Annotated in this window: 17 protein-coding genes; 7 read left to right on the top strand and 10 right to left on the bottom strand. The window is 61.0% G+C overall.

Going from position 1 to position 19035, the window contains the following annotated elements:
• Window positions 1–4: 4 nt before the first annotated feature.
• From thrC to ffh, 10 genes are all read right to left on the bottom strand, one after another.
• Window positions 5–1402, bottom strand: coding sequence for a threonine synthase (gene thrC / locus Q6D67_RS10015; protein WP_304705469.1), 1398 nt, complete (start codon window positions 1400–1402; stop codon window positions 5–7).
• 11 nt (window positions 1403–1413) lie between these two features.
• A complete protein-coding gene (locus Q6D67_RS10010) occupies window positions 1414–2757 on the bottom strand; it encodes a homoserine dehydrogenase (protein ID WP_304705468.1) in 1344 nt (447 codons plus the stop codon).
• Between the two features lie 4 nt (window positions 2758–2761).
• Window positions 2762–3952, bottom strand: a complete 1191-nt coding sequence (gene alaC / locus Q6D67_RS10005; protein WP_304705467.1) for an alanine transaminase — start codon at window positions 3950–3952, stop codon at window positions 2762–2764.
• Between the two features lie 135 nt (window positions 3953–4087).
• Complete coding sequence (locus Q6D67_RS10000) at window positions 4088–4837, bottom strand: DsbC family protein (protein WP_304705466.1); 750 nt, start codon at window positions 4835–4837, stop codon at window positions 4088–4090.
• Window positions 4838–4922: 85 nt separating this feature from the next.
• Window positions 4923–5816 carry a site-specific tyrosine recombinase XerD gene (xerD, locus tag Q6D67_RS09995; protein ID WP_304705465.1) on the bottom strand — a complete coding sequence of 298 codons (894 nt, stop codon included), beginning with the start codon at window positions 5814–5816 and terminating at the stop codon, window positions 4923–4925.
• A 263-nt stretch (window positions 5817–6079) separates the two neighbouring features.
• Window positions 6080–6439, bottom strand: coding sequence for a 50S ribosomal protein L19 (gene rplS, locus Q6D67_RS09990; RefSeq protein ID WP_304705464.1), 360 nt, complete (start codon window positions 6437–6439; stop codon window positions 6080–6082).
• Between the two features lie 45 nt (window positions 6440–6484).
• A complete protein-coding gene (gene trmD, locus Q6D67_RS09985) occupies window positions 6485–7228 on the bottom strand; it encodes a tRNA (guanosine(37)-N1)-methyltransferase TrmD (RefSeq protein ID WP_304705463.1) in 744 nt (247 codons plus the stop codon).
• A gap of 29 nt (window positions 7229–7257) precedes the next feature.
• Window positions 7258–7800 (bottom strand): ribosome maturation factor RimM, encoded by a 543-nt coding sequence (gene rimM / locus Q6D67_RS09980; protein WP_304705462.1) that lies wholly within the window; start codon window positions 7798–7800, stop codon window positions 7258–7260.
• A 15-nt stretch (window positions 7801–7815) separates the two neighbouring features.
• Window positions 7816–8064: a 30S ribosomal protein S16 gene (gene rpsP / locus Q6D67_RS09975; protein ID WP_304705461.1), complete on the bottom strand. Its 249-nt coding sequence runs from the start codon at window positions 8062–8064 to the stop codon at window positions 7816–7818.
• Window positions 8065–8223: 159 nt separating this feature from the next.
• The gene (gene ffh / locus Q6D67_RS09970) at window positions 8224–9603 is read right to left on the bottom strand and encodes a signal recognition particle protein (protein WP_304705460.1); all 1380 of its coding nucleotides are present in this window, start codon (window positions 9601–9603) and stop codon (window positions 8224–8226) included.
• A gap of 97 nt (window positions 9604–9700) precedes the next feature.
• Here ffh and Q6D67_RS09965 point away from each other — a divergent pair, with 97 nt between their 5' ends.
• The 7 genes from Q6D67_RS09965 to Q6D67_RS09935 all read left to right on the top strand — a co-directional run bounded on the left by Q6D67_RS09965 (window position 9701) and on the right by Q6D67_RS09935 (window position 19020).
• Window positions 9701–10504, top strand: a complete 804-nt coding sequence (locus tag Q6D67_RS09965; RefSeq protein ID WP_304705459.1) for an inner membrane protein YpjD — start codon at window positions 9701–9703, stop codon at window positions 10502–10504.
• Between the two features lie 92 nt (window positions 10505–10596).
• Window positions 10597–11886 (top strand): HlyC/CorC family transporter, encoded by a 1290-nt coding sequence (locus Q6D67_RS09960; protein WP_304705458.1) that lies wholly within the window; start codon window positions 10597–10599, stop codon window positions 11884–11886.
• Window positions 11887–12015: 129 nt separating this feature from the next.
• The gene (locus Q6D67_RS09955) at window positions 12016–14352 is read left to right on the top strand and encodes a TonB-dependent receptor (RefSeq protein ID WP_304705457.1); all 2337 of its coding nucleotides are present in this window, start codon (window positions 12016–12018) and stop codon (window positions 14350–14352) included.
• A 116-nt stretch (window positions 14353–14468) separates the two neighbouring features.
• Window positions 14469–16001: an NAD(P)/FAD-dependent oxidoreductase gene (locus tag Q6D67_RS09950; RefSeq protein ID WP_304705456.1), complete on the top strand. Its 1533-nt coding sequence runs from the start codon at window positions 14469–14471 to the stop codon at window positions 15999–16001.
• Window positions 15985–17598 (top strand): NAD(P)/FAD-dependent oxidoreductase, encoded by a 1614-nt coding sequence (locus tag Q6D67_RS09945; protein WP_304705455.1) that lies wholly within the window; start codon window positions 15985–15987, stop codon window positions 17596–17598. Before Q6D67_RS09950 ends, Q6D67_RS09945 begins: the two co-directional genes overlap by 17 nt.
• Before the next feature lie 9 nt (window positions 17599–17607).
• On the top strand, window positions 17608–18195 hold the full coding sequence (locus Q6D67_RS09940; protein WP_304705454.1) for a carboxymuconolactone decarboxylase family protein: 588 nt from the start codon (window positions 17608–17610) through the stop codon (window positions 18193–18195).
• Window positions 18196–18216: 21 nt separating this feature from the next.
• Complete coding sequence (locus Q6D67_RS09935) at window positions 18217–19020, top strand: SDR family oxidoreductase (protein WP_304705453.1); 804 nt, start codon at window positions 18217–18219, stop codon at window positions 19018–19020.
• The last annotated feature ends 15 nt before the right edge of the window (window positions 19021–19035 follow it).

Below are 19035 nucleotides of genomic sequence, written 5' to 3'. Positions count from 1 at the left end.
GCGCTCAGGCGCCCAGGTGGTTCGCCATGAAGGCCTGTACCGCCGCCAGATCCTTTGGCAGCACCTCAAAGCGCTCGCGGCGGTCAAACAGGTCAGCCAGGTGCAGGGGCAGCGCGGGCTCGGCGACGATACCGGCGCGCTGGATCGCCTGTGGGAACTTGGCGGGGTGGGCGGTCGCCAGGGTAACCACCGGGATGCCATCGCCAATACCAGAGGCCAGCGCCGCCTTCACCCCGATCGCGCTGTGGGGGTCCAGAAGGTACTCGCAATCCTGCCAGGTCGAGGCGATCTGGGCGCAGGTTTCCTCGTCCGGCACCCGGTAACTGCTGAACAGGGCGCGAGCGCGGGCCATGGCGGCCTCGGAAAAGTGGATGTCGCCCCGGTCAAAGTCCCGCATCAGTGCGCTGACGGCGGCGCCGTCGCGATCGTAAAGGTCGAACAGCAGGCGCTCGAAGTTGCTGGAGACGGTGATATCCATGCTCGGGGACAGGGTGTGCTCCAGGGACTGGCGGCCATAGGTCGCCGTGGTCATCACCCGGTGCAGCACATCGTTGCGGTTGGTCGCGATAATCAGCTGGGCCACCGGCAGCCCCATCTTGTGCGCCAGGTAGCCGGCGAAGATATCGCCGAAATTGCCGGTCGGGACGGAAAACGCCACCGGCCGCGCGGGACCGCCCAGAGCGACGGCGGCGTAGAAGTAGTACACGATCTGGGCCATGATCCGGGCCCAGTTGATGGAATTCACCGCCACCAGGCCACGGTCCTCCGGGAGGAAACTGCGGTCGCCGAAGGTGGCCTTGACCATGGCCTGGCAGTCGTCGAAGTTGCCCTGCACCGCCAGGTTGTGGATGTTGTCGCCCACCACCGTGGTCATTTGTCGACGCTGCACCTCGGACACCCGCTCATGGGGGTGGAGAATGAAGATGTCGATGTTCTTGCAGCGCTTGCAACCTTCAATCGCCGCAGAGCCGGTATCGCCCGAGGTCGCACCCATGATTACCACTTTCTGCTGCCGGCGCTCCAGCACGTAGTCCAGCAGGCGGCCCAGCAGCTGCAGCGCAAAATCCTTGAACGCCAGGGTGGGGCCGTGGAACAGCTCCAGCACCCACTGGTTGTGGCCAATCTGTACCAGCGGCGCGACCGCATTGTGGCGGAACACGGCATAGGTATCGGCGATGATCTGCCGCAGGTCCTCGGCGGGAATGCTGTCTTCGACAAACGGCTCGATGATGCGCTGCGCCAGCTGCGGATAATCCATGCCGGCCATGGCCGCGATCTCCTCGCGGCTGAACTGCGGCAGCGTCTCGGGCACGTACAGGCCGCCGTCGGACGCCAGCCCGGTGAGCAGTACCTGTTCAAAATTCAATACCGGGGCCTGCCCCCGGGTGCTGATATATTTCACGTTCGCTCCCGTCAACCGTCCAGAACTTCAACCCGTATCCGGACGACCTTGCCCGCAATCGTGTCCAGTGCCTCAATCTTGGCTACCGCTTCATCCACCTTGCCCTGGGCCGCCCGATTGGTGAGAACGATGAGCGGCACTGTCGCCTGTCCCGGCGCGGGCGCCTTCTGGATCAGGGCCTCGATGCTGATGCCCTGATCGCTGAAGATGGTCGCGATCTTCGAGAGTACACCGGCGCGGTCCTCGGCCTCCATACGCAGGTACCAGGGTGTTTCCACCCGGGCCATGGGCACAATCGGCAGGTCGCGCAGGGACTCGTTGCAGAATGACAGGGAGGGCACCCGGCTGACCTGGCCTGCGCTCAGATCCCGCGCCAGATCCACCAGATCCGCCACTACCGCCGAGGCCGTAGGTTTGGCACCGGCGCCCGCGCCATAGTAAAGCGTCGGACCTACCGCGCTGCCCTCGACCAGGACCGCATTCTTGACCCCATTGACGTTGGCCAGCAGCCGGTCTTCGGGAATCAGCGTGGGGTGCACCCGCAGTTCCACACCCTGGTCGCCCTGCTTGGCAATGCCCAGGTGCTTCACCCGGTAACCGAGCTCCTCGGCGTAGTCGAGATCCTGGGGAGTGAGCCCGGAAATACCTTCGGTGTAGACCGAAGCGAACTGCAGCGGGATACCAAAGGCGATGGACGCCAGAATCACCAGCTTGTGGGCGGCATCGATGCCCTCCACATCAAAAGTCGGGTCTGCCTCGGCGTAGCCCAGAGCCTGCGCTTCTGCCAGCACATCGGAAAATTCCCGGCGGTGCTCACGCATCTCACTGAGGATAAAGTTGCCGGTGCCGTTGATGATGCCCGCCAGCCACTCGATCCGGTTGCCGGCCAGCCCTTCGCGCAGGGCCTTGATGATGGGAATGCCCCCGGCGACGGCCGCCTCGTAGCGCACTGCCACGTTGTGTTCCGCCGCCAGCGCGAACAACTCGTTGCCGTGCTCGGCGATCAGTGCCTTGTTTGCCGTAACCACGTGCTTGCCGGCGCGGATTGCCGCTGCCACCAGTTCCCGGGCAACCGTGGTGCCGCCGATCAGTTCCACCAGCACATCCACTTCCGGGTCCGCCACCAGCGCGAAAATATCCCGGCTCACCCGCACGCCGTCAAGGTCGCAGGCCGGGTTGTCGCGGCGGGCGCCGACATGAACGATTTGCAGCGGGGCCTGGGCCCGCGCCGCGATCGCCTCGGCGTTCTCCCGCAGCAGATTGAATGTGCCGCTGCCGACGGTGCCGAGGCCGCAGATACCTATTTTTACCGGTTGCACGTGGAAATTCCCTGTCTCTGTTTCGGTGGTGTTCATGGGTTCAGGCGTGTCCGTTATTGCGGAACATGCGCTTGATGTTGCGCAGCGCCTGGCGGGTGCGATGTTCGTTCTCAATCAGGCCGAAGCGGACGAAGCCCTCCCCGTATTCGCCAAAACCGACGCCGGGGGATACCGCGACCTGAGCCTCCTGCAATAACCTTTTGCTGAATTCGATGGAGCCCAGCTCCTGATAGGCAGGAGGAATCCGGGCCCAGACAAACATGGTGGCCCGCGGCGGTGTCACCGGCCAGCCCAGGGCGTTGAGGCCACTGCAGAGTACGTCCCGCCGCGACTTGTACATGGCGGTAATTTCGCTGACGCAGGTCTGGTCACCTTCCAGGGCGGCAATGGCCGCCACCTGGATCGGGGTAAACATACCGTAGTCCAGGTAGGACTTCATCCGCCCCAGGGCGCCGACCAGCTCTTTATTGCCGCAGCAGAAGCCGACTCGCCACCCGGGCATATTGTAGCTCTTGGACATGCTGAAGAATTCCACGGCGACGTCGCGCGCACCCTCTACCTGCAGGATCGAGGGCGCCACGTAGCCGTCAAAGCAGAGGTCGGCATAGGCGAGATCCTGCACCACCCAGATCTGGTGTTCCCGGGCCACGGCAATGACGCGTTCGAAAAAATCCAGTTCAACCACCTGTCCTGTCGGGTTGGACGGAAAGCTGAGCACCAGCATTTTCGGCCGTGGCCAGCTGTTGCGGATGGCGTTCTCCAGTTCCTGAAAGAATTCCTCTTCATTGCCGCCCATGGGCACGTGGCGAATGTCGGCGCCGGAAATCACGAAGCCGTAGGGGTGGATCGGGTAGGCGGGGTTGGGCACCAGGATGGCGTCGCCGGGGCCGGTGGTCGACAGCGCCAGGTGCGCCAGCCCCTCCTTGGAGCCCAGGGTGACAATGGCCTCGCTGGCCGGGTCCAGGGTGACGTTATAGCGCCGTTGATACCAGTCGCAAATAGCCTTGCGCAGGCGCGGGATACCCTTGGACTGGGAGTAACGGTGAGTGTCGCCGCGCCGGGCGGTCTCGACCATTTTTTCGACGATGTGGCCGGGGGTTGGCTGATCGGGATTACCCATCCCGAAGTCGATCACATCCTGGCCAGCGGCGCGCGCCTTCTGCTTGAGGTCACCGATGATGTTGAACACATAAGGTGGCAGGCGCTGAATGCGCTGAAACTGGTCTTCCACGGCTCGGGAACTCGCTCGGGCGGCCGACGACGGGCCGCGATCTCAAAAAGGTGGCAAACAGTACTGAGTACGACCTGCACTGTCAACGCACTCTCCTGGCAAGGCTGCCGGAGGACGCTGCCGGGCTGCTTGTGGTTACTGCAAGCCCAGGGTGACCATCAGCTCGTCAGCGGACTGATAGCCCGGGATCATCTGCCCGCTGGCGGTGACGATTGCCGGGGTGCCGCGAACGCCGAGAGACTGCCCCAGCTGGTACTGGTCGGCTATGGGTGTGCCCTTGCAGACGTTGTCCGGCACCGACTCGCCATTCTTGAGACGGGTGAGGATGAGCGACGGATTATCCGCACACCAGGCGGTCGCCAGTTTGCGGTAGCCCTCGGATTCCATGCCGGCGCGCGGATAGGCCAGGTAGCGCACCTCCACCCCGCGCTTGTTCAGCGCCGGCACTTCCCGGTGCAGCTTCTGGCAGTAGAAACAGGTGACGTCAGTGAAAACGGTGATATGGGACCTGGTCTCTCCTTCGGCGGGGAAAATGATCATGTCGCCAGGATCCAACGCCGCCAATTCCTCGGCGCGCATGCCATCGCGGCGCTTTTCCGCCAGATTGACATACCCCGCCGGACCGACGGTAAAGAGGTCGCCGACGATGAAAAACTGGCCGTTGGCACTGGCGTAGACCAGCGGACCCTGCTCGAACTGCACCGCGTACATGCCGACAATTTCACTGGCTTCGATACTGGCTACCTTGAGGCCGGTGGCGGGACTCTCCAGCATCTGGCGCAGGGAGTCAGCCACTTTCGCCGGCACCGGATCGGCTGCCCGGGCGACCAGGGAGACTGCGGACAGTGCAACTATCGCTGCGACAATGAAAACTCGGTTGAACATGGACTATCCTCTGGTTGCTGCCGCTTGAGCCGACAGGATTCTGTTCGCCGCGCCCGTTTGGAGCGCGCCGAGACGTACAAGTTCCTCAGCCACGGGGGTGATGCTTCGCATGCAGCTCCTGCATCCGCTGCTTCGCCACATGGGTGTAGATCTGCGTGGTCGTCAGGTCGCTGTGGCCCAGCAGCATCTGCACCACCCTCAGATCCGCGCCGTGGTTCAGCAGATGGGTCGCGAAGGCATGGCGCAACGTGTGCGGAGACAGCGGCTTGTTGATCTCCGCGCGCCGGGCGTAGATTTTAATACGATACCAGAACGTCTGGCGAGTCATCTGCCTCCCGCGGCGGCTGGGAAAGACAACATCGCAGGGTATGCCCTTGAGCAGTTCCGACCGCGGCCCGGCCAAAAAGCGCTGCAGCCAGCTCAGGGCTTCCTCCCCCATCGGCACCAGCCGCTCCTTGCTGCCCTTGCCAAAAACCCGCACCACACCCTGATTCAGACTCACCTGCACCAACTGCAGCCCGGTCAACTCCGATACCCGCAGGCCACAGGCGTACAGCAGCTCCAGCATCGCCCGATCGCGAAATTCCAACGCCAGTTCTGTATCCGGTGCCGCCAGCAGTTTGTCTACATCCTGCTCCGACAGCGACTTCGGCAGCGGCCGCCCCAGCTTCGGGCTGTCCACGTCCAGGGTCGGGTCCACCTGCAGCCGACCCTCGCGCAGCAGAAACCGGTAAAAACTCCGCGCACAGGACATAAAGCGCGCCGTCGACCGCTGCGACTGCCCCTTCTTCAAACACGCGCCCAGATAGCTCTGCAGATCCACCCGATCTGCGCGAAGGATTCCACTGCCACGTGACGCCAACCACGCCTGATACTGACTCAGATCCCGCCGATAGGCACTCAGCGTATTGTCACTAAGCCCCCGCTCCATCCACATGGCGTCAATATAGTGCTCAATATCAGGATGAGTTGCGGGCATCGCGCAAGATTACCACGGAAGCCGTGAGAGTAAGTATGTGGCTACCGAGCTTCGGGCTACTCCGAACTGAGCCCGGAGGTCCGGGCAGGGGTTGGCCGGACCGTATGCGACATGGATGTCGCATCCGAGCCTACATGGATGTATACACGGCGTGTCCGGCCGGCCCCTGCCTGGACCTCCGGGCGCCGGACCGTAGCACCCAACGCAGACGCCAGACGCAAAAAAGCGGCCTGTAGGCCGCTTTCATGGGAATTCCTCGCGCCTCAACGGGCGGTGAGCTTTTCCTTGATCCGCGCCGCCCTGCCAGACAGCTCACGCAGGTAGTACAGCTTGGCCTGGCGCACATCGCCGCGGCGCTTGACCGTGACGCTGTCGACCAGCGGGCTGTAGGCCTGGAAGGTACGCTCGACGCCGACCCCGTGAGAGATCTTGCGCACAGTGAACGCTGAGTTCAGTCCGCGGCTGCGCTTGGCGATGCAGACGCCTTCGAAGGCCTGCAGACGCTCGCGGGTGCCTTCCTTGACCTTGACCTGAACGACCACGGTGTCACCGGGGCTGAACTCGGGCAGATCCTTTTGCATTTGTTCAGCGTCAAGCTGAGAGATAATCTTGTTGGTGCTCATGGTGCGCTCCTGTCGTTTACCGTGCCTAGCTTCACAGCTAGCAAATTAAGCCAAACCCCGCTCCTGGCGATACAGCGCCAGCAGCTCCTGTTCCTCGGGCGTCAACGCCCTGCCCCCAAGCAGGTCCGGGCGCCGCTCCAGCGTGCGGCCCAGTGCCTGCTTCAGGCGCCAGCGGCGGATCTTCTCGTGATCCCCGCTGAGCAATACGTCCGGCACTGTCCTGCCCCGGTACTCCTCGGGACGGGTGAAGTGCGGGCAATCCAGCAGACCGTCCGCGAAGGAGTCCTCCTGCGCCGACAGCTCGTGCCCCAAAACCCCTGGCAGCTGGCGGATCACGGCGTCTATCACCACCATCGCCGCCAGCTCGCCGCCGCTCAGGACGTAGTCGCCGATGGAGAGCTCTTCGTCGATCTCGCTCTCGATCAGGCGTTCATCCACACCCTCATAGCGGCCCGCCACCAGCACCAGCGCCGACTCCTGCGCCAGGCTCACCGCCTTGCGATGATCAAACCGTTGCCCCTGCGGCGACAGGTAGATCACGCGGCTGCGCGCCCCGGCCTGCTCCCTGGCGGCCGCGATGGCCTGCTCCAGGGGGGCTACCTTCATCACCATGCCGGGACCGCCACCAAAGGGGCGGTCATCCACCGTGCGATGGCGGTCCTGCGTAAACTCGCGTGGGTTGCTGTGGCTTAAGCCCAGCACTCCCTGCTGCACCGCGCGGCCGGTGATCCCGTGCTCGCTGACAGCGTTGAACATCTCCGGAAACAGGGTCACTACCGCTATGTGCATGTGCCCTCACGCCTCCGCCGCCTCGCTCCCTAATCCTCCGGGAACCAGTCTACCTCGATCCTCTTTGCCGCCTCGTCCACCTGTCTCACGGTGGTGCCGGGAAGCCAGGGGATGAGCCGCTCCCGCTGGTCGATACTGCCCTCACAGGGCTTGATCACCAGCACATCGTTGGCACCGGTTTCAATCAGGTAGTCCACTTCGCCGAGCAGTACCTGACCGTTCTCCGTGCCGCACCAGACCTGCATGCCCTGCAGCTGGTGCCAGTAGTAATCGCCTTCCTCCAGCTCGGGCAGCACACCGCCCTCAACGCTGACTTCAAGGCCGTGGAAAGCCTCCGCCTGGTTGCGGTCATCAACTCCGCGGATGTGCGCCACCAAACCCTTGCCCTGACGCCGACCGACATCGAAATCCACGGCCTCCAGGCCACCGCGACGCTCTACCATCCAGCCACCGAAGTCGAGGAAGTTCTCCATCGGCTCGGTGTAGGAGTGAATCTTGACCCAGCCCTTGATCCCGTAGCAGCCGGTTATCCGGCCAATTACGAGTCGGTCGCTGGCAGCCGGTTCACTCATGCCACCCGCACCGGCTCAGGCGGCTGTGCCGGCTTCCCTGACCAGCTTGGCGACGCGCTCGGACAGCTGCGCACCCTGGCCCTGCCAGAAGGCGACGCGCTCGGCGTTCACCTGCAGACGCACTTCCTGGCCGCGAGCGACGGGATTGAAGAAACCCACACGCTCAATGAAGCGGCCGTCACGTGACTTGCGGCTGTCAGTTACCGTCAGGTGATAGAACGGGCGCTTCTTGGCACCACCACGAGAAAGACGAATTGTTACCATATTCTGTTAATTCCTGATAATGAGTCGTGATCTGCGGCCAAGTTTCCGCCATAGCCACGGCAACTACCGGCACCACGGCCGCAAAGGTGGCGTATCATACGGAACTTCAGCGGGTTTTAAAAGCCCTCGCGGGCTGAAATCTTCAGCGTTGCTAACGACTTACCGGAACGGGAAGCCGCCACCGGAGCCGCCGCCGGGGGGCATCATGCCGCCGAGGCCGCGCATCATCTTTTCCATGCCCCCGCCCTTCATCTTTTTCATCATCTTCTGCATCTGCTTGTGCTGCTTCAGCAGGCGATTGAGGTCCTGTACCTGGGTGCCGGAGCCCTTGGTGATACGACGCTTGCGCGAGCCGACAATGATGTCGGGATTGCGGCGCTCCCGGGGCGTCATGGAGTTGATCATCGCCTCCATGCGGGCGAACATCTTCATATCCAGATTCTGCTGCGCCATCTGCGCCACGTTGCCCATACCCGGCAGCTTGTCCAGCATGCCGGTGACCCCCCCCATGTTGTTCATCTGCTGGAGCTGGTCGCGGAAATCCTCGAGGTCGAAGCGGCCGCCTTTCTTGACCTTGCGCGCCAGACGCTCGGCCTTGTCCTTGTCGACCTTCTGCTCCGCCTCCTCGATCAGCGAGAGCACATCGCCCATGCCGAGGATGCGCGACGCAAGCCGGTCCGGGTGGAACGGATCCAGGGCCTGGGTCTTCTCCCCGACCCCCAGAAACTTGATCGGCTTGCCGGTAATGGTGCGCACCGACAGGGCGGCACCGCCACGGCTGTCCGCATCCACCTTGGTGAGAATGACCCCGGTCAGGGGCAGGGCCTCGCCAAAGGCCTTGGCCGTGGTGGCCGCGTCCTGGCCGGTCATGGCATCGACCACGAACAGGGTTTCCGCCGGTTTGCTGACCCGGTGCAGCTCGGCGATCTCGGCCATCATGGCCTCGTCGATGGCCAGGCGGCCGGCGGTGTCGATGATCAACACATCGCTGAAGCGGATACGGGCGTGATTCATCGCCGCCAGCACAATGTCCACCGGCTTCTGCTCGGGCTGGCTGGGGAAGAAGTCCACTCCGACCTCGGCGGCCAGCGTCTCCAGTTGCTTGATCGCCGCGGGCCGGTAGACGTCGGCGCTGACCACAGTGACGGACTTCTTTTCCCGCTCCCTGAGCAGGCGCGCCAGCTTGGCCACCGAGGTGGTCTTGCCCGCACCCTGGAGGCCGGCCATGAGGATCACCGCCGGCGGCTGCACCGCCAGGTTGAGCCCCTCATTGGCGGAACCCATGACCGCTTCCAGCTCTGCCTGCACAATCCGCAGGAAAGCCTGGCCCGGGCTCAGGCTCTTCATTACCTCCTGGCCCAGGGCGCGCTGCTTCACCGCCTCGACAAAATCCTTGACCACCGGCAGCGCCACATCCGCTTCCAGCAGCGCCATGCGCACTTCGCGCAGGGTGTCCTGAATGTTGTCTTCTGTCAGGCGCGCCTTGCCGGTAATGGAACGCAGGCTCTGCGACAGGCGATCGGAAAGGCTCTCAAACATTGGAATGACTCTCGGCAGCGGCCGACGCTATTGATTATGGCCGGACAAATCGGTACAAAGGTGCGCAGTATACGTCACCCGGGTCCAACCCCCAAACATGCCGCTGCCCCTGCTAGCCATTGTTGCCGCGCTGCTGTACTTCGCCGCCGCAGGCCTGCATCTGTCGCACATACTGCAGCGGCGGCCGCGGCTCAGCGGCGCCGTGATTGGCATGGGCGCCGTGGCCCTGGTTTGCCACGCCCTGGTGGCCTGGTTCAGCATTTTTGATGATCACGCCGTCCACCTGGGCTTCTACAAGATCCTGGCACTGATTTTCCTGGTGATCAATGTCGCCTGCATCGCCTGGCTGGTGCGGCGCCCGCTGCAAAACCTGCTGGTAGCACTGATGCCGCTGTCGGCGGCCGCGGTACTGATCTCCGCTTTTGCACCCCACTCCGGCACCACCCCCGACACCCTGGGCCGGGGCCTGTTGTTGCATATAGCCGCCTCCATCCTGTCGTATGCGGTACTGACTCTGGCGGCGGCGCAGGCGGCGCTGGTGGCGGTGCAGGACCGCAGTCTCAAACAGCATCGCGCCACCGGCATTGTCAGCTTTCTGCCCCCGCTGCAGCTGATGGAGACCATGCTATTCGAGCTGCTCTGGGCCGGCGTGGTGCTGCTGACCGTGGCCATCGCCTCCGGCTTCCTGTTCCTGGAGGATATCTTTGCCCAGCACCTGGTGCACAAGACCGTGCTCACGCTGGTGGCCTGGGTGATCTATTCCACCCTGCTCTGGGGCCGCTACCAGATGGGTTGGCGCAGCCAGACCGCAGTCCGCTTCACCCTGGGCGGCTTCGCCCTGCTGATGCTGGCCTTCTTCGGCTCCAAACTGGTCCTGGAACTGATCCTGCAGCGCGGCTGAGCTGCCCGCAATAGATGGTCCGCAGGGCTTGCTCCCGCCCGGCTTTTTCTTCAAGATGGTCAACCAATTCATGCCAAAGGTCCGCCCCCGCTTTGAACGAAGCACCGCTGGGTCTCTTATACTCAGTCCTGGTAGTCCTCATTCTGCTATCCGGTTTCTTCTCCAGCTCAGAAACCGGCATGATGACCCTCAACCGTTACCGGCTGAAACATCTTCGCAAGCAGAATCACAGGGGCGCCCGCCGAGCCAGCAAGCTGCTGGACCGGCCGGACCGGCTGATCGGCCTGATCCTGATCGGCAACAACCTGGTCAACATTCTCGCCTCCGCCATCGCCACCGTGATCGCGATTCGCCTGTGGGGTGATGCCGGCATTGCCATCGCCACTATTGCGCTGACCCTGGTGATCCTGGTGTTCGCGGAAATCACCCCCAAGACCATCGCTGCCCTGCATCCGGAACGCGTTGCCTTTCCGGCCAGCATTATCCTGCTGCCACTGATGAAAGTGATGTACCCGGTCGTATGGCTGGTGAACAGCGTTACCAACGCCCTGCTGCGGTTACTTGGGGTGGATCCCGCGGCGTCCACCGAGGAGCATGTCTCCTCCGAGGAGCTGCGCACCATCGTTACCGAGGCGGGCGCGCTGATTCCGCCCCGCCACCGTGGCATGCTGCTGAACATCCTTGACCTGGAAGAGGTCTCGGTGGATGACGTAATGGTGCCGCGCAACGAAGTTTACGGCATAGACCTGGACGACAGTGACGAGGAAATCCTGCGCTGTGTCCAGGCCAGTAACCATACCCGCCTGCCGGTCTGGTGCGACGATATCAACAATATCGTCGGGGTCCTGCACATGCGCAATATCAGCCGCATCATCGACAAGCAGGGCCTGGACCGCGATGCGCTGGAACGGGAGATGGACAAGCCCTACTTCATACCCGAGAGTACACCGCTGCACACCCAGCTGGTGCACTTCCAGAAAAACAAGCTGCGGCTGGCCATTGTGGTGGACGAGTACGGCGAGGTCATGGGCATCGTCGCCCTGGAAGATATTCTTGAGGAAATTGTGGGCGAGTTCACTTCGCGCATGGGGGACGACAGCGAGACCATCTTCGCCCAGCGCGACGGCAGCTATATTATCGCCGGCAACGCCAACCTTCGGGAGGTCAACAAGGCCCTCAACTGGCAGCTGCCGACAGACGGCCCGAAAACCCTGAGCGGGCTGATTCTGGAGTATCTGGAATCGTTTCCGGATGGCAATGCTGGCCTGGCCATTGCCGACTACCGCTTTGAAATCCTGGAACTGCAGGGCAACGTGATTCAGGCAGTACGGGCATCCCCGGCCAAGGCCAAGGGCAAGGGCAAGCTGACCGGCTGGCTGTAGCGGCAGTTCAGAAATCCGCAGCAACTGCACATTGCCCGCAGTAGCTGAATAGTAACGCTGCTTGAATGCTGCCAATAATTGATCCAGGACAATAGACAAGAAATAAAATCTATTCATCTTGGAGCGATCATGGTCCCCTGCAAATCAGTAGCATTCGCGGCGCTGCCGCTGCTTGTCTTCCCGAGCGCTTTGCCTGCCTGGGCGCAACAGGACAGAACCTCGGCATTGCTGGAAGAAGTGGTAGTCACGGCGCGCAAACGCGAAGAAGGGTTGCAAGACGCCCCTATCGCCATCTCGGCGTTTTCGGGCGACACGCTCGAATATCGTGGCATTACCAATATCGGGCAGATTGCCAGCTATACGCCCAATCTGACATTCCAGAACAATCCGAGCTTCAGTGGTTCCAGTAATTCCGCGGCTGTCTATATCCGGGGTGTGGGCCAGAAGGAGTTTCTGCCCACCACAGAGCCCGGAGTAGGCATCTACGTGGATGGGGTTTATATCGCCCGGTCCGTGGGGGCGATTCTGGACCTGATCGATGTCCAGCAGGTGGAGGTCCTCCGCGGCCCCCAGGGCACGCTGTTTGGGCGCAACACGATAGGCGGTGCGATCAGCTTGACCACCCGCAAGCCGGGACCTGAACTCGGCGGCAGCGTATCCGCGACCGTGGGCGACGACAACCGCGCCGATCTCTCCGCGAGCATTGATATCCCGCTCAGTGACACACTTCGTTCCACGCTGAGCGTGGCAAGTTTCAACCGCGACGGCTATGTCACGCGGGAGGACGGAGTTGATCTGGGCGATGACGACACCCTGACAGGAAGAGTCGCTCTACGCTGGCTGCCCTCTTCGAACCTCACAGTGGATTTTGCTGTGGACGCAACCCGGGATCGCGAGAATGGACCTGCATTTACCCTGGTCGACATTAACCACGGCAACCCGATCGATCCGCAAACGCCTCCCATGGCAGTCATTCACAATGTCGGCGCCAACCTCGCGGCCGGTGGTCCGCCCGCGCCCTGCGCGGTACCCGGTATGGAGCTGAACCTGGCGGTCCCGGGTTGTTACGACAACCGTTATATCCAGGGCGATGACTTCAATGCAGGCACAGCCCCTGCATTTTCGGAGCTGGATCTGTGGGGGGCGAGTACGAACGTGAGCTGGAGGCCCAGTGAAGGCCTGGAATTGCGTTCCATCACTGCATTTCGCGACCTCGACAGCCAGTTTTCCCGTGACGGGGATCACTCACCACAACTGATATCCCAGTTCTTCGACGATCTACAACAGGATCAGTTCAGCCAGGAGTTTCAACTGCTGGGTGAAATGAACGCGCTGAGCTGGATTCTTGGTGCCTACTATTTCAAGGAGGAAGGCAACAACATCAATCTGCTCGATTTCGCCATTTCGAGCTTTCGCAGTGGTGGTGCCTTCGACAATGAAGCCCGGGCCGTTTATGGCCAGCTTACCTACGACTTTGCGCAAAAGTGGAGCCTCACCCTTGGCCTGCGCTATACCGAGGAAGACAAGAAATTCCTGCCTGACCAGATAATTTTCAGCAACCCATTCTCCGGCACCGGCGACCCCCAGCTCGATGCGCCCTTTTTGCAGCCGGGCGCACGCGTTCTTCCCTTCGTGGAGAAGGAAGTCGAGATCGAAGAGACGACACCGATGGTGACTCTCTCCTACCATGTGAATGACCCTCTGATGATCTACGGTAGTTACTCTGAGGGTTTCAAATCGGGTGGTTTTACCCAGCGGGTATTCCCTCCCATCGTGGCCGGTTTTACCGCTCCTCCCGGGACACCGGACATCGATCTTATTCCCACGTTTGATCCGGAGTTTGTCGAAGTCTACGAACTGGGTTTCAAGTACGCGTCCGCCGACAAGCGCTTCACCCTGAACGGCGCAGTGTTTCATACTGATTATGACGACCTGCAGATCCAGGTATTCACCAGTGTCGCTCCGGTTACCGAAAACGCCGGCAGCGCCAGTATCGATGGTTTTGAGCTGGAGGCAAAGCTGGTGCCCGGCGGCGGCTGGGTGTTCGACGCCGGGGTGGGCTATATCGACGCCTCCTATGACGAACTGGATGAGGCCACCGCGCTGTTCCCCAAAAGCAACGACTTCGAACGGGTTCCGGAGTGGACGTTCAATCTGGCTGGCTCCAAAGAGTTTGGCCTGGCGAATGGCGCGGCCATTATCGCCCGCGCCAACGCGGCTTATCAGTCACAGACCTTTAACGATGCCTTCAATACACCTGTGATCGCGCAAGACAGCTATACCGTGCTCGACGCCAGTATCAGCTGGGTAAGTGCCGCCGACACCCACCGCCTGACATTCGGCGGAACCAATCTGACCGACGAAGATTACTTTGTGACAGGGGTTGCCGGCGACGCCTTCCAATCCCGGGAGGTTGTCGTCGCCCGCCCGGCACAATGGTACCTGACGTACAAGTTTCAGTTCTGAGCAATAAACCCTGTACCGCGCGCTAATGAGCGCTCGTGCCGCTGACATGAGCAGACACGCCCAGAACAAGCCCGGTAGCGACAACTTGAAATCACCGACCTGCGGAAAGGGACGACATGTCGATTAAAACCATATGTATCGTAGGCGCAGGGTTCGGCGGGCTGAGTGCCGCCAGAGTCTTTGACGCCATGGGATACGATGTAACGGTCTATGAGAAGGAGGCGGATGTTGGGGGGGTCTGGTCGGCATCCCGGCGCTACCCCGGCCTCACCACGCAGAATCCGCGTTCGACGTATGCACTCTCGGATTATCCCATGCCGTCGGATTATCCGGAGTGGCCCAGTGGAGAACAGGTGCAAGCCTATATGCATTCGTATGCTGTGCATTTCGGCATTCTCGACTACATTCACTTGAACTCGGAAGTTACCGATGCAAGCTTCGAAGAACAGGCCATGCGCTGGGCAATCACGGTGCGGACAACGAAGCCTGCAGGTGGCGATCAGTTCACAACGCAGTATTTCGATTATCTGATCATTGCCAATGGCATCTTCTCCGTTCCCTTGATTCCGGAGTACCCCGGAGCAGAAGAATTCAAGGCGCATGGTGGAAGAGTTTTACACACCAGCGAATTCAACGACAAACAGGCGGTCAGGGATCAACATGTTCTGGTTGTTGGCTACGGGAAGTCGTCCTGCGATGTCGCCAACGCCATCGCCGATTCGACGGCAACTACGACAGTTGTCGCGCGCACCCTGATCTGGAAGCTGCCAAAGCACCTGGCCAATGTACTCAATTTCAAGCACCTTTTTCTGACGCGACTGAGCGAAGCGCTGTTTCGATATATTCGCCTGCGTGGATTCGAACGGTTCCTGCACGGCATCGGGAACCCGCTGCGGCGTGCCATGCTTGGTTCCATGGAATGGGTTATCGAGCGGCAGTTGCACCTCCGGCGGCTAGACCTGCATCCGGACAAGCCCCTGGAAACTATCGCGCGCTCAACCGTCAGCCTGGTCACCGACGGCTTCTACGAAAAGATAGAGTCAGGGGTGATCAGTATAAGAAAAAGCGCGGAAATCACCCGGCTGGAACCGGGCAAGGCCATCCTCGACAGCGGGGAAACGCTGCCTGCTGACGTGGTGATCTGCGGCACTGGCTGGCGCCAGGTGTGCCCTTTTCTGGATGAAGCCATCATGCAGAAAGTTACCGACCGCGACGGCAACTTCCGCCTCTACCGCTCTGTTCTCCCCATCGGGGTTCCACGCCTGGCGTTCAATGGCTACAACTCGTCTTTCTTCAGTCAGCTGAACTGCGAAATTGCCGCTCTGTGGCTGGTGGACTATCTGGAGGGCGGTATCAAGCTGCCCTCGCTGCAGGCACAGAATGAATACGCCGACCGCAAGCTCGCGTGGATGGAAGCGAGGACCGACGGCAAACACTCCAAAGGTACCAATATCATACCGTTCTCGATCCACCATATCGACGAACTTCTCGACGACATGAATATGAACCTGCCTGTACCGACACGTGTAAAGCAGTGGTTTCGTGCGCTGGATCCCGGTGACTATGCGCACATATTGCCCAGGCTGCAGCAGAAATACACCAGGCAAGTAGCCACACCGGGCGAAGTCGTTTATGAAAAACACGTATGACTTTGTGTTCGTCGGCAGCGGGATAAACTCCCTCTGCTGCGCTGCGCTTCTCGCGAAAGCCGGTCACTCGGTCTGTGTGCTCGAGCGCAACGACTACCTTGGCGGGTGCATCAAGACAGCAGAGATCACCGAGGAAGGATTTCGCCATGATGTGTTGTCGGGGTGGCATCCACTGTTCGTGACCTCGCCCAGCTATCGGGCACTGGGAGCAGATCTGGCGCGTCATGGCCTGGTGTATCTCAATACCGAAAAACCCACCGCAGTGGCCACCCCTGCCGGAGAATCGCTGGTCCTCAGCACATCTCGCGAACAAAATATCGCGGTGCTCAACGCTCTGGGTGACGGTGACGGCGACAGATACGCACGGACCATGACCGAAATGGAGCGTGACGCTGACCTTACCTTCAGCTTGTTGAGCAATGAAATATTGAGTCTTGCGACGCTGCGACTGCTGTGGCGCGAGTGGCGTGCCCGCGGATCTGCCGGGCTCAGCCTGTATGCGGGCGAGGCGATGGCGTCCAGCAGAGACTGGCTGGACCAGTATTTCAGGTCCGATCTGGCCAAGTCATTGCTGGCGCCCTGGATCTTGCACACGGGACTGGGGCCAGAGGCAAATTTCTCCGGCGCCATGAGCCGGGTAATTACCTTCAGCCTCGAATCTGCAGGTATGCCCGTGGTCAAGGGCGGCAGCGAAAATCTGGTACGGGCATTCCGTGGTCTGATCGAGGAGTACGGCGGTGAATTGCATGTCAACAGTGACGTTAAGCGGATTGTGGTCGAGCACCGCCGGGCGCAGGGCGTGGAGTGTCTGCACGGGGAGCCCGGGAATGCGCAAAGTCGCCAGAGCTGTAAAATAGAGGCCAGAAACGCCGTGATCTGTAACGTCACTCCGCAGCAGCTGTATTTATCACTGCTGGAGCCTGACTGGGTACCGGAAGCAGTGCGAGAACAGGCGAAGAATTTCCGCTTTGGCAACGCCTGCATGCAGATTCATCTGGCGCTGGATCGGCTGCCGCAGTGGCGCGACCCACAACTTGACGATGTGGCAATGGTGCACTTGAGCGGCGGGCTGGATGCGGTTTCCCTGGCCGTAAGCCAGGCCGGGTGCGGCCTGCTGCCGGCAGAGCCGACGATCGTTGTGGCACAGCCCACGGTCCTGGATCCCTCGCGGGCTCCTGCGGGCAAGGCCATCCTCTGGATCCAGCTGCAGGAGCTCCCTTCGATTATACGGGGAGATGCAGCCGGGCAGATTGAGGCGCCAGGGGACGGGCAATGGACACAGCAGATCGCGGAGCGGTATGCAGACAGAATCGTGGCGCGTATCAGCGAGCATGTCCCGGGGCTTGCGGGCAGCATACGCCGCAGGGTTGTTCTGTCACCGAAAGACCTCGAAAGCATCAATGGCAATCTGGTCGGCGGGGACCCCTACTCCGGGCACTGCGGTATGCAGCAGTTTTTTCTCTGGCGTCCACTGAAGGCATTGAAGAATCACCAGACGCCGGTGCGGAATCTGTATCACATCGGTGCTTCTACCCATCCCGGTCCGGGTCTGGCGGGAAATTCGGGTTATATGGTTGCCCGTGGATTGTTATCTTGAGGAGCTTGTATGGCGCTTTTGCAACTGCATGAACAGAGTTCGATTTCTGACCCCGAAATCCTGGGGATCTTCGAATGGGTGACAGAAATGGAAGGGAAGGTGCCCAATCATTTCCTCCTGGAGTTGAATTTTCCGGAATTCATGAAGGCCAAGCTCGGAGCTACCAAAGTCCTGTGGGAATCCGGTGAGTTATCGCAGGAGACCATTCAACACGTAGGCATTCTGGTGTCCCGCGCCAACGGCTGCGCGTACTGTACGGGTGCTTTCTGCACGATACTGGGCCACGGCCTCAATGCATCAGAGGCCTACGTGCAGGAACTGGCGGCCGAGGGTATCTCTGCGGTGAAGGAAGCGGAACTCAGGGTCGTGCTTGATTTTGCGCTAAAGGTGAATGATGAGCCGCGTGCCATCGATGAGAGAGACATTGCGGCTTTGAAAGGCACCGGCCTGACTGACAAGGGGGTACTGCAATTGGTGCATCTGGTCAGCGATTTCGCCACTTACAATCGTCTCAATCTGGCACTGAAGACAGATTACGACTACGCGAATTTTGGACCGGAGACTGGTCAACAGGTTGACTGGCCGGCGTTTGACTGAAGGCTTATCGGGAGAATCAATATGGCAAGGCTGGACAACAAGGTGGCTATTATTACCGGTGGTGCTGCTTCCATCGGCAAGGCGATAACAAGCAAGCTGCACGCGGATGGTGCAAGCGTTGTGATCGCGGCACGCAGTGGGGACAAGGGCGAAGCCCTGGCCGCACAGCTTGGGGAAAGAGCCCTCTACGTTAAAACGGATATCACGCAGGATGACGATCTGCGCCATCTGGTGGCACGGACCATCGAGCACTTCGGCGCCCTGCATATTCTGGTGAACAACGCCTGTGTCTACGGCGATGATGGCGCGGAAACAACACGGGAAACCTGGCTTTCCACACTCAACACCAACGCGGTATCGCCTGCGATCCTGGGAGAGATCGCGATTGAGCACCTCGCCGCCGCAGGTGGCAATATCGTGAACGTCGGCTCCATTTCCGGACTGTTCCCCCATATCGGTCGCTGGGCTTATCCCATATCCAAGGCAGCCTTGCGACATCTGTCCAGGACGCAGGCCGTGGAGTACGCAGCACGACGCGTACGGGTCAACTCAGTGACGATCGGGCATTGTTGGTCTGACCCCTTTGAAGGTTTGACCGGCGACAATCGGACACACGCCGACAAGGTTTCCGCTCCTTACAACCTGATGGGCAGGGTATCGGACGCGGAAGAAGTCGCCGCCGTGGTTTCTTTCGTTGCGTCAGACGAAGCTTCCTACATGACCGGAGGCGACGTGCCCGTGGACGGCGGCTACGGCGCCATGGGGCCGGAGCAGCATTATCCCCTCATGCCGCTGCTGATGGAGGGGGACAGCAGTCACCAGTAGCAGCGCGGAACAGGC

It is taken from the genome of Haliea sp. E1-2-M8, assembly GCF_030649675.1.
Classification (GTDB): Bacteria; Pseudomonadota; Gammaproteobacteria; order Pseudomonadales; family Halieaceae; genus Haliea.
The sequence above is the reverse complement of the archived record's forward strand: the minus strand, read 5'-3'. Positions and strand labels throughout refer to the sequence as shown.

Excerpts from the sequence above, each read along its gene's own strand:
- Q6D67_RS10010 (WP_304705468.1), bottom strand. The coding sequence starts at position 2,757 with ATGAACACCACCGAAACAGAGACAGGGAATTTCCACGTGCAACCGGTA.
- Q6D67_RS10000 (WP_304705466.1), bottom strand. The coding sequence starts at position 4,837 with ATGTTCAACCGAGTTTTCATTGTCGCAGCGATAGTTGCACTGTCCGCA.
- xerD (WP_304705465.1), bottom strand. The coding sequence starts at position 5,816 with ATGCCCGCAACTCATCCTGATATTGAGCACTATATTGACGCCATGTGG.
- rplS (WP_304705464.1), bottom strand. The coding sequence starts at position 6,439 with ATGAGCACCAACAAGATTATCTCTCAGCTTGACGCTGAACAAATGCAA.
- trmD (WP_304705463.1), bottom strand. The coding sequence starts at position 7,228 with ATGCACATAGCGGTAGTGACCCTGTTTCCGGAGATGTTCAACGCTGTC.
- rimM (WP_304705462.1), bottom strand. The coding sequence starts at position 7,800 with ATGAGTGAACCGGCTGCCAGCGACCGACTCGTAATTGGCCGGATAACC.
- rpsP (WP_304705461.1), bottom strand. The coding sequence starts at position 8,064 with ATGGTAACAATTCGTCTTTCTCGTGGTGGTGCCAAGAAGCGCCCGTTC.
- ffh (WP_304705460.1), bottom strand. The coding sequence starts at position 9,603 with ATGTTTGAGAGCCTTTCCGATCGCCTGTCGCAGAGCCTGCGTTCCATT.
- Q6D67_RS09965 (WP_304705459.1), top strand. The coding sequence starts at position 9,701 with ATGCCGCTGCCCCTGCTAGCCATTGTTGCCGCGCTGCTGTACTTCGCC.
- Q6D67_RS09955 (WP_304705457.1), top strand. The coding sequence starts at position 12,016 with ATGGTCCCCTGCAAATCAGTAGCATTCGCGGCGCTGCCGCTGCTTGTC.
- Q6D67_RS09950 (WP_304705456.1), top strand. The coding sequence starts at position 14,469 with ATGTCGATTAAAACCATATGTATCGTAGGCGCAGGGTTCGGCGGGCTG.
- Q6D67_RS09945 (WP_304705455.1), top strand. The coding sequence starts at position 15,985 with ATGAAAAACACGTATGACTTTGTGTTCGTCGGCAGCGGGATAAACTCC.
- Q6D67_RS09940 (WP_304705454.1), top strand. The coding sequence starts at position 17,608 with ATGGCGCTTTTGCAACTGCATGAACAGAGTTCGATTTCTGACCCCGAA.
- Q6D67_RS09935 (WP_304705453.1), top strand. The coding sequence starts at position 18,217 with ATGGCAAGGCTGGACAACAAGGTGGCTATTATTACCGGTGGTGCTGCT.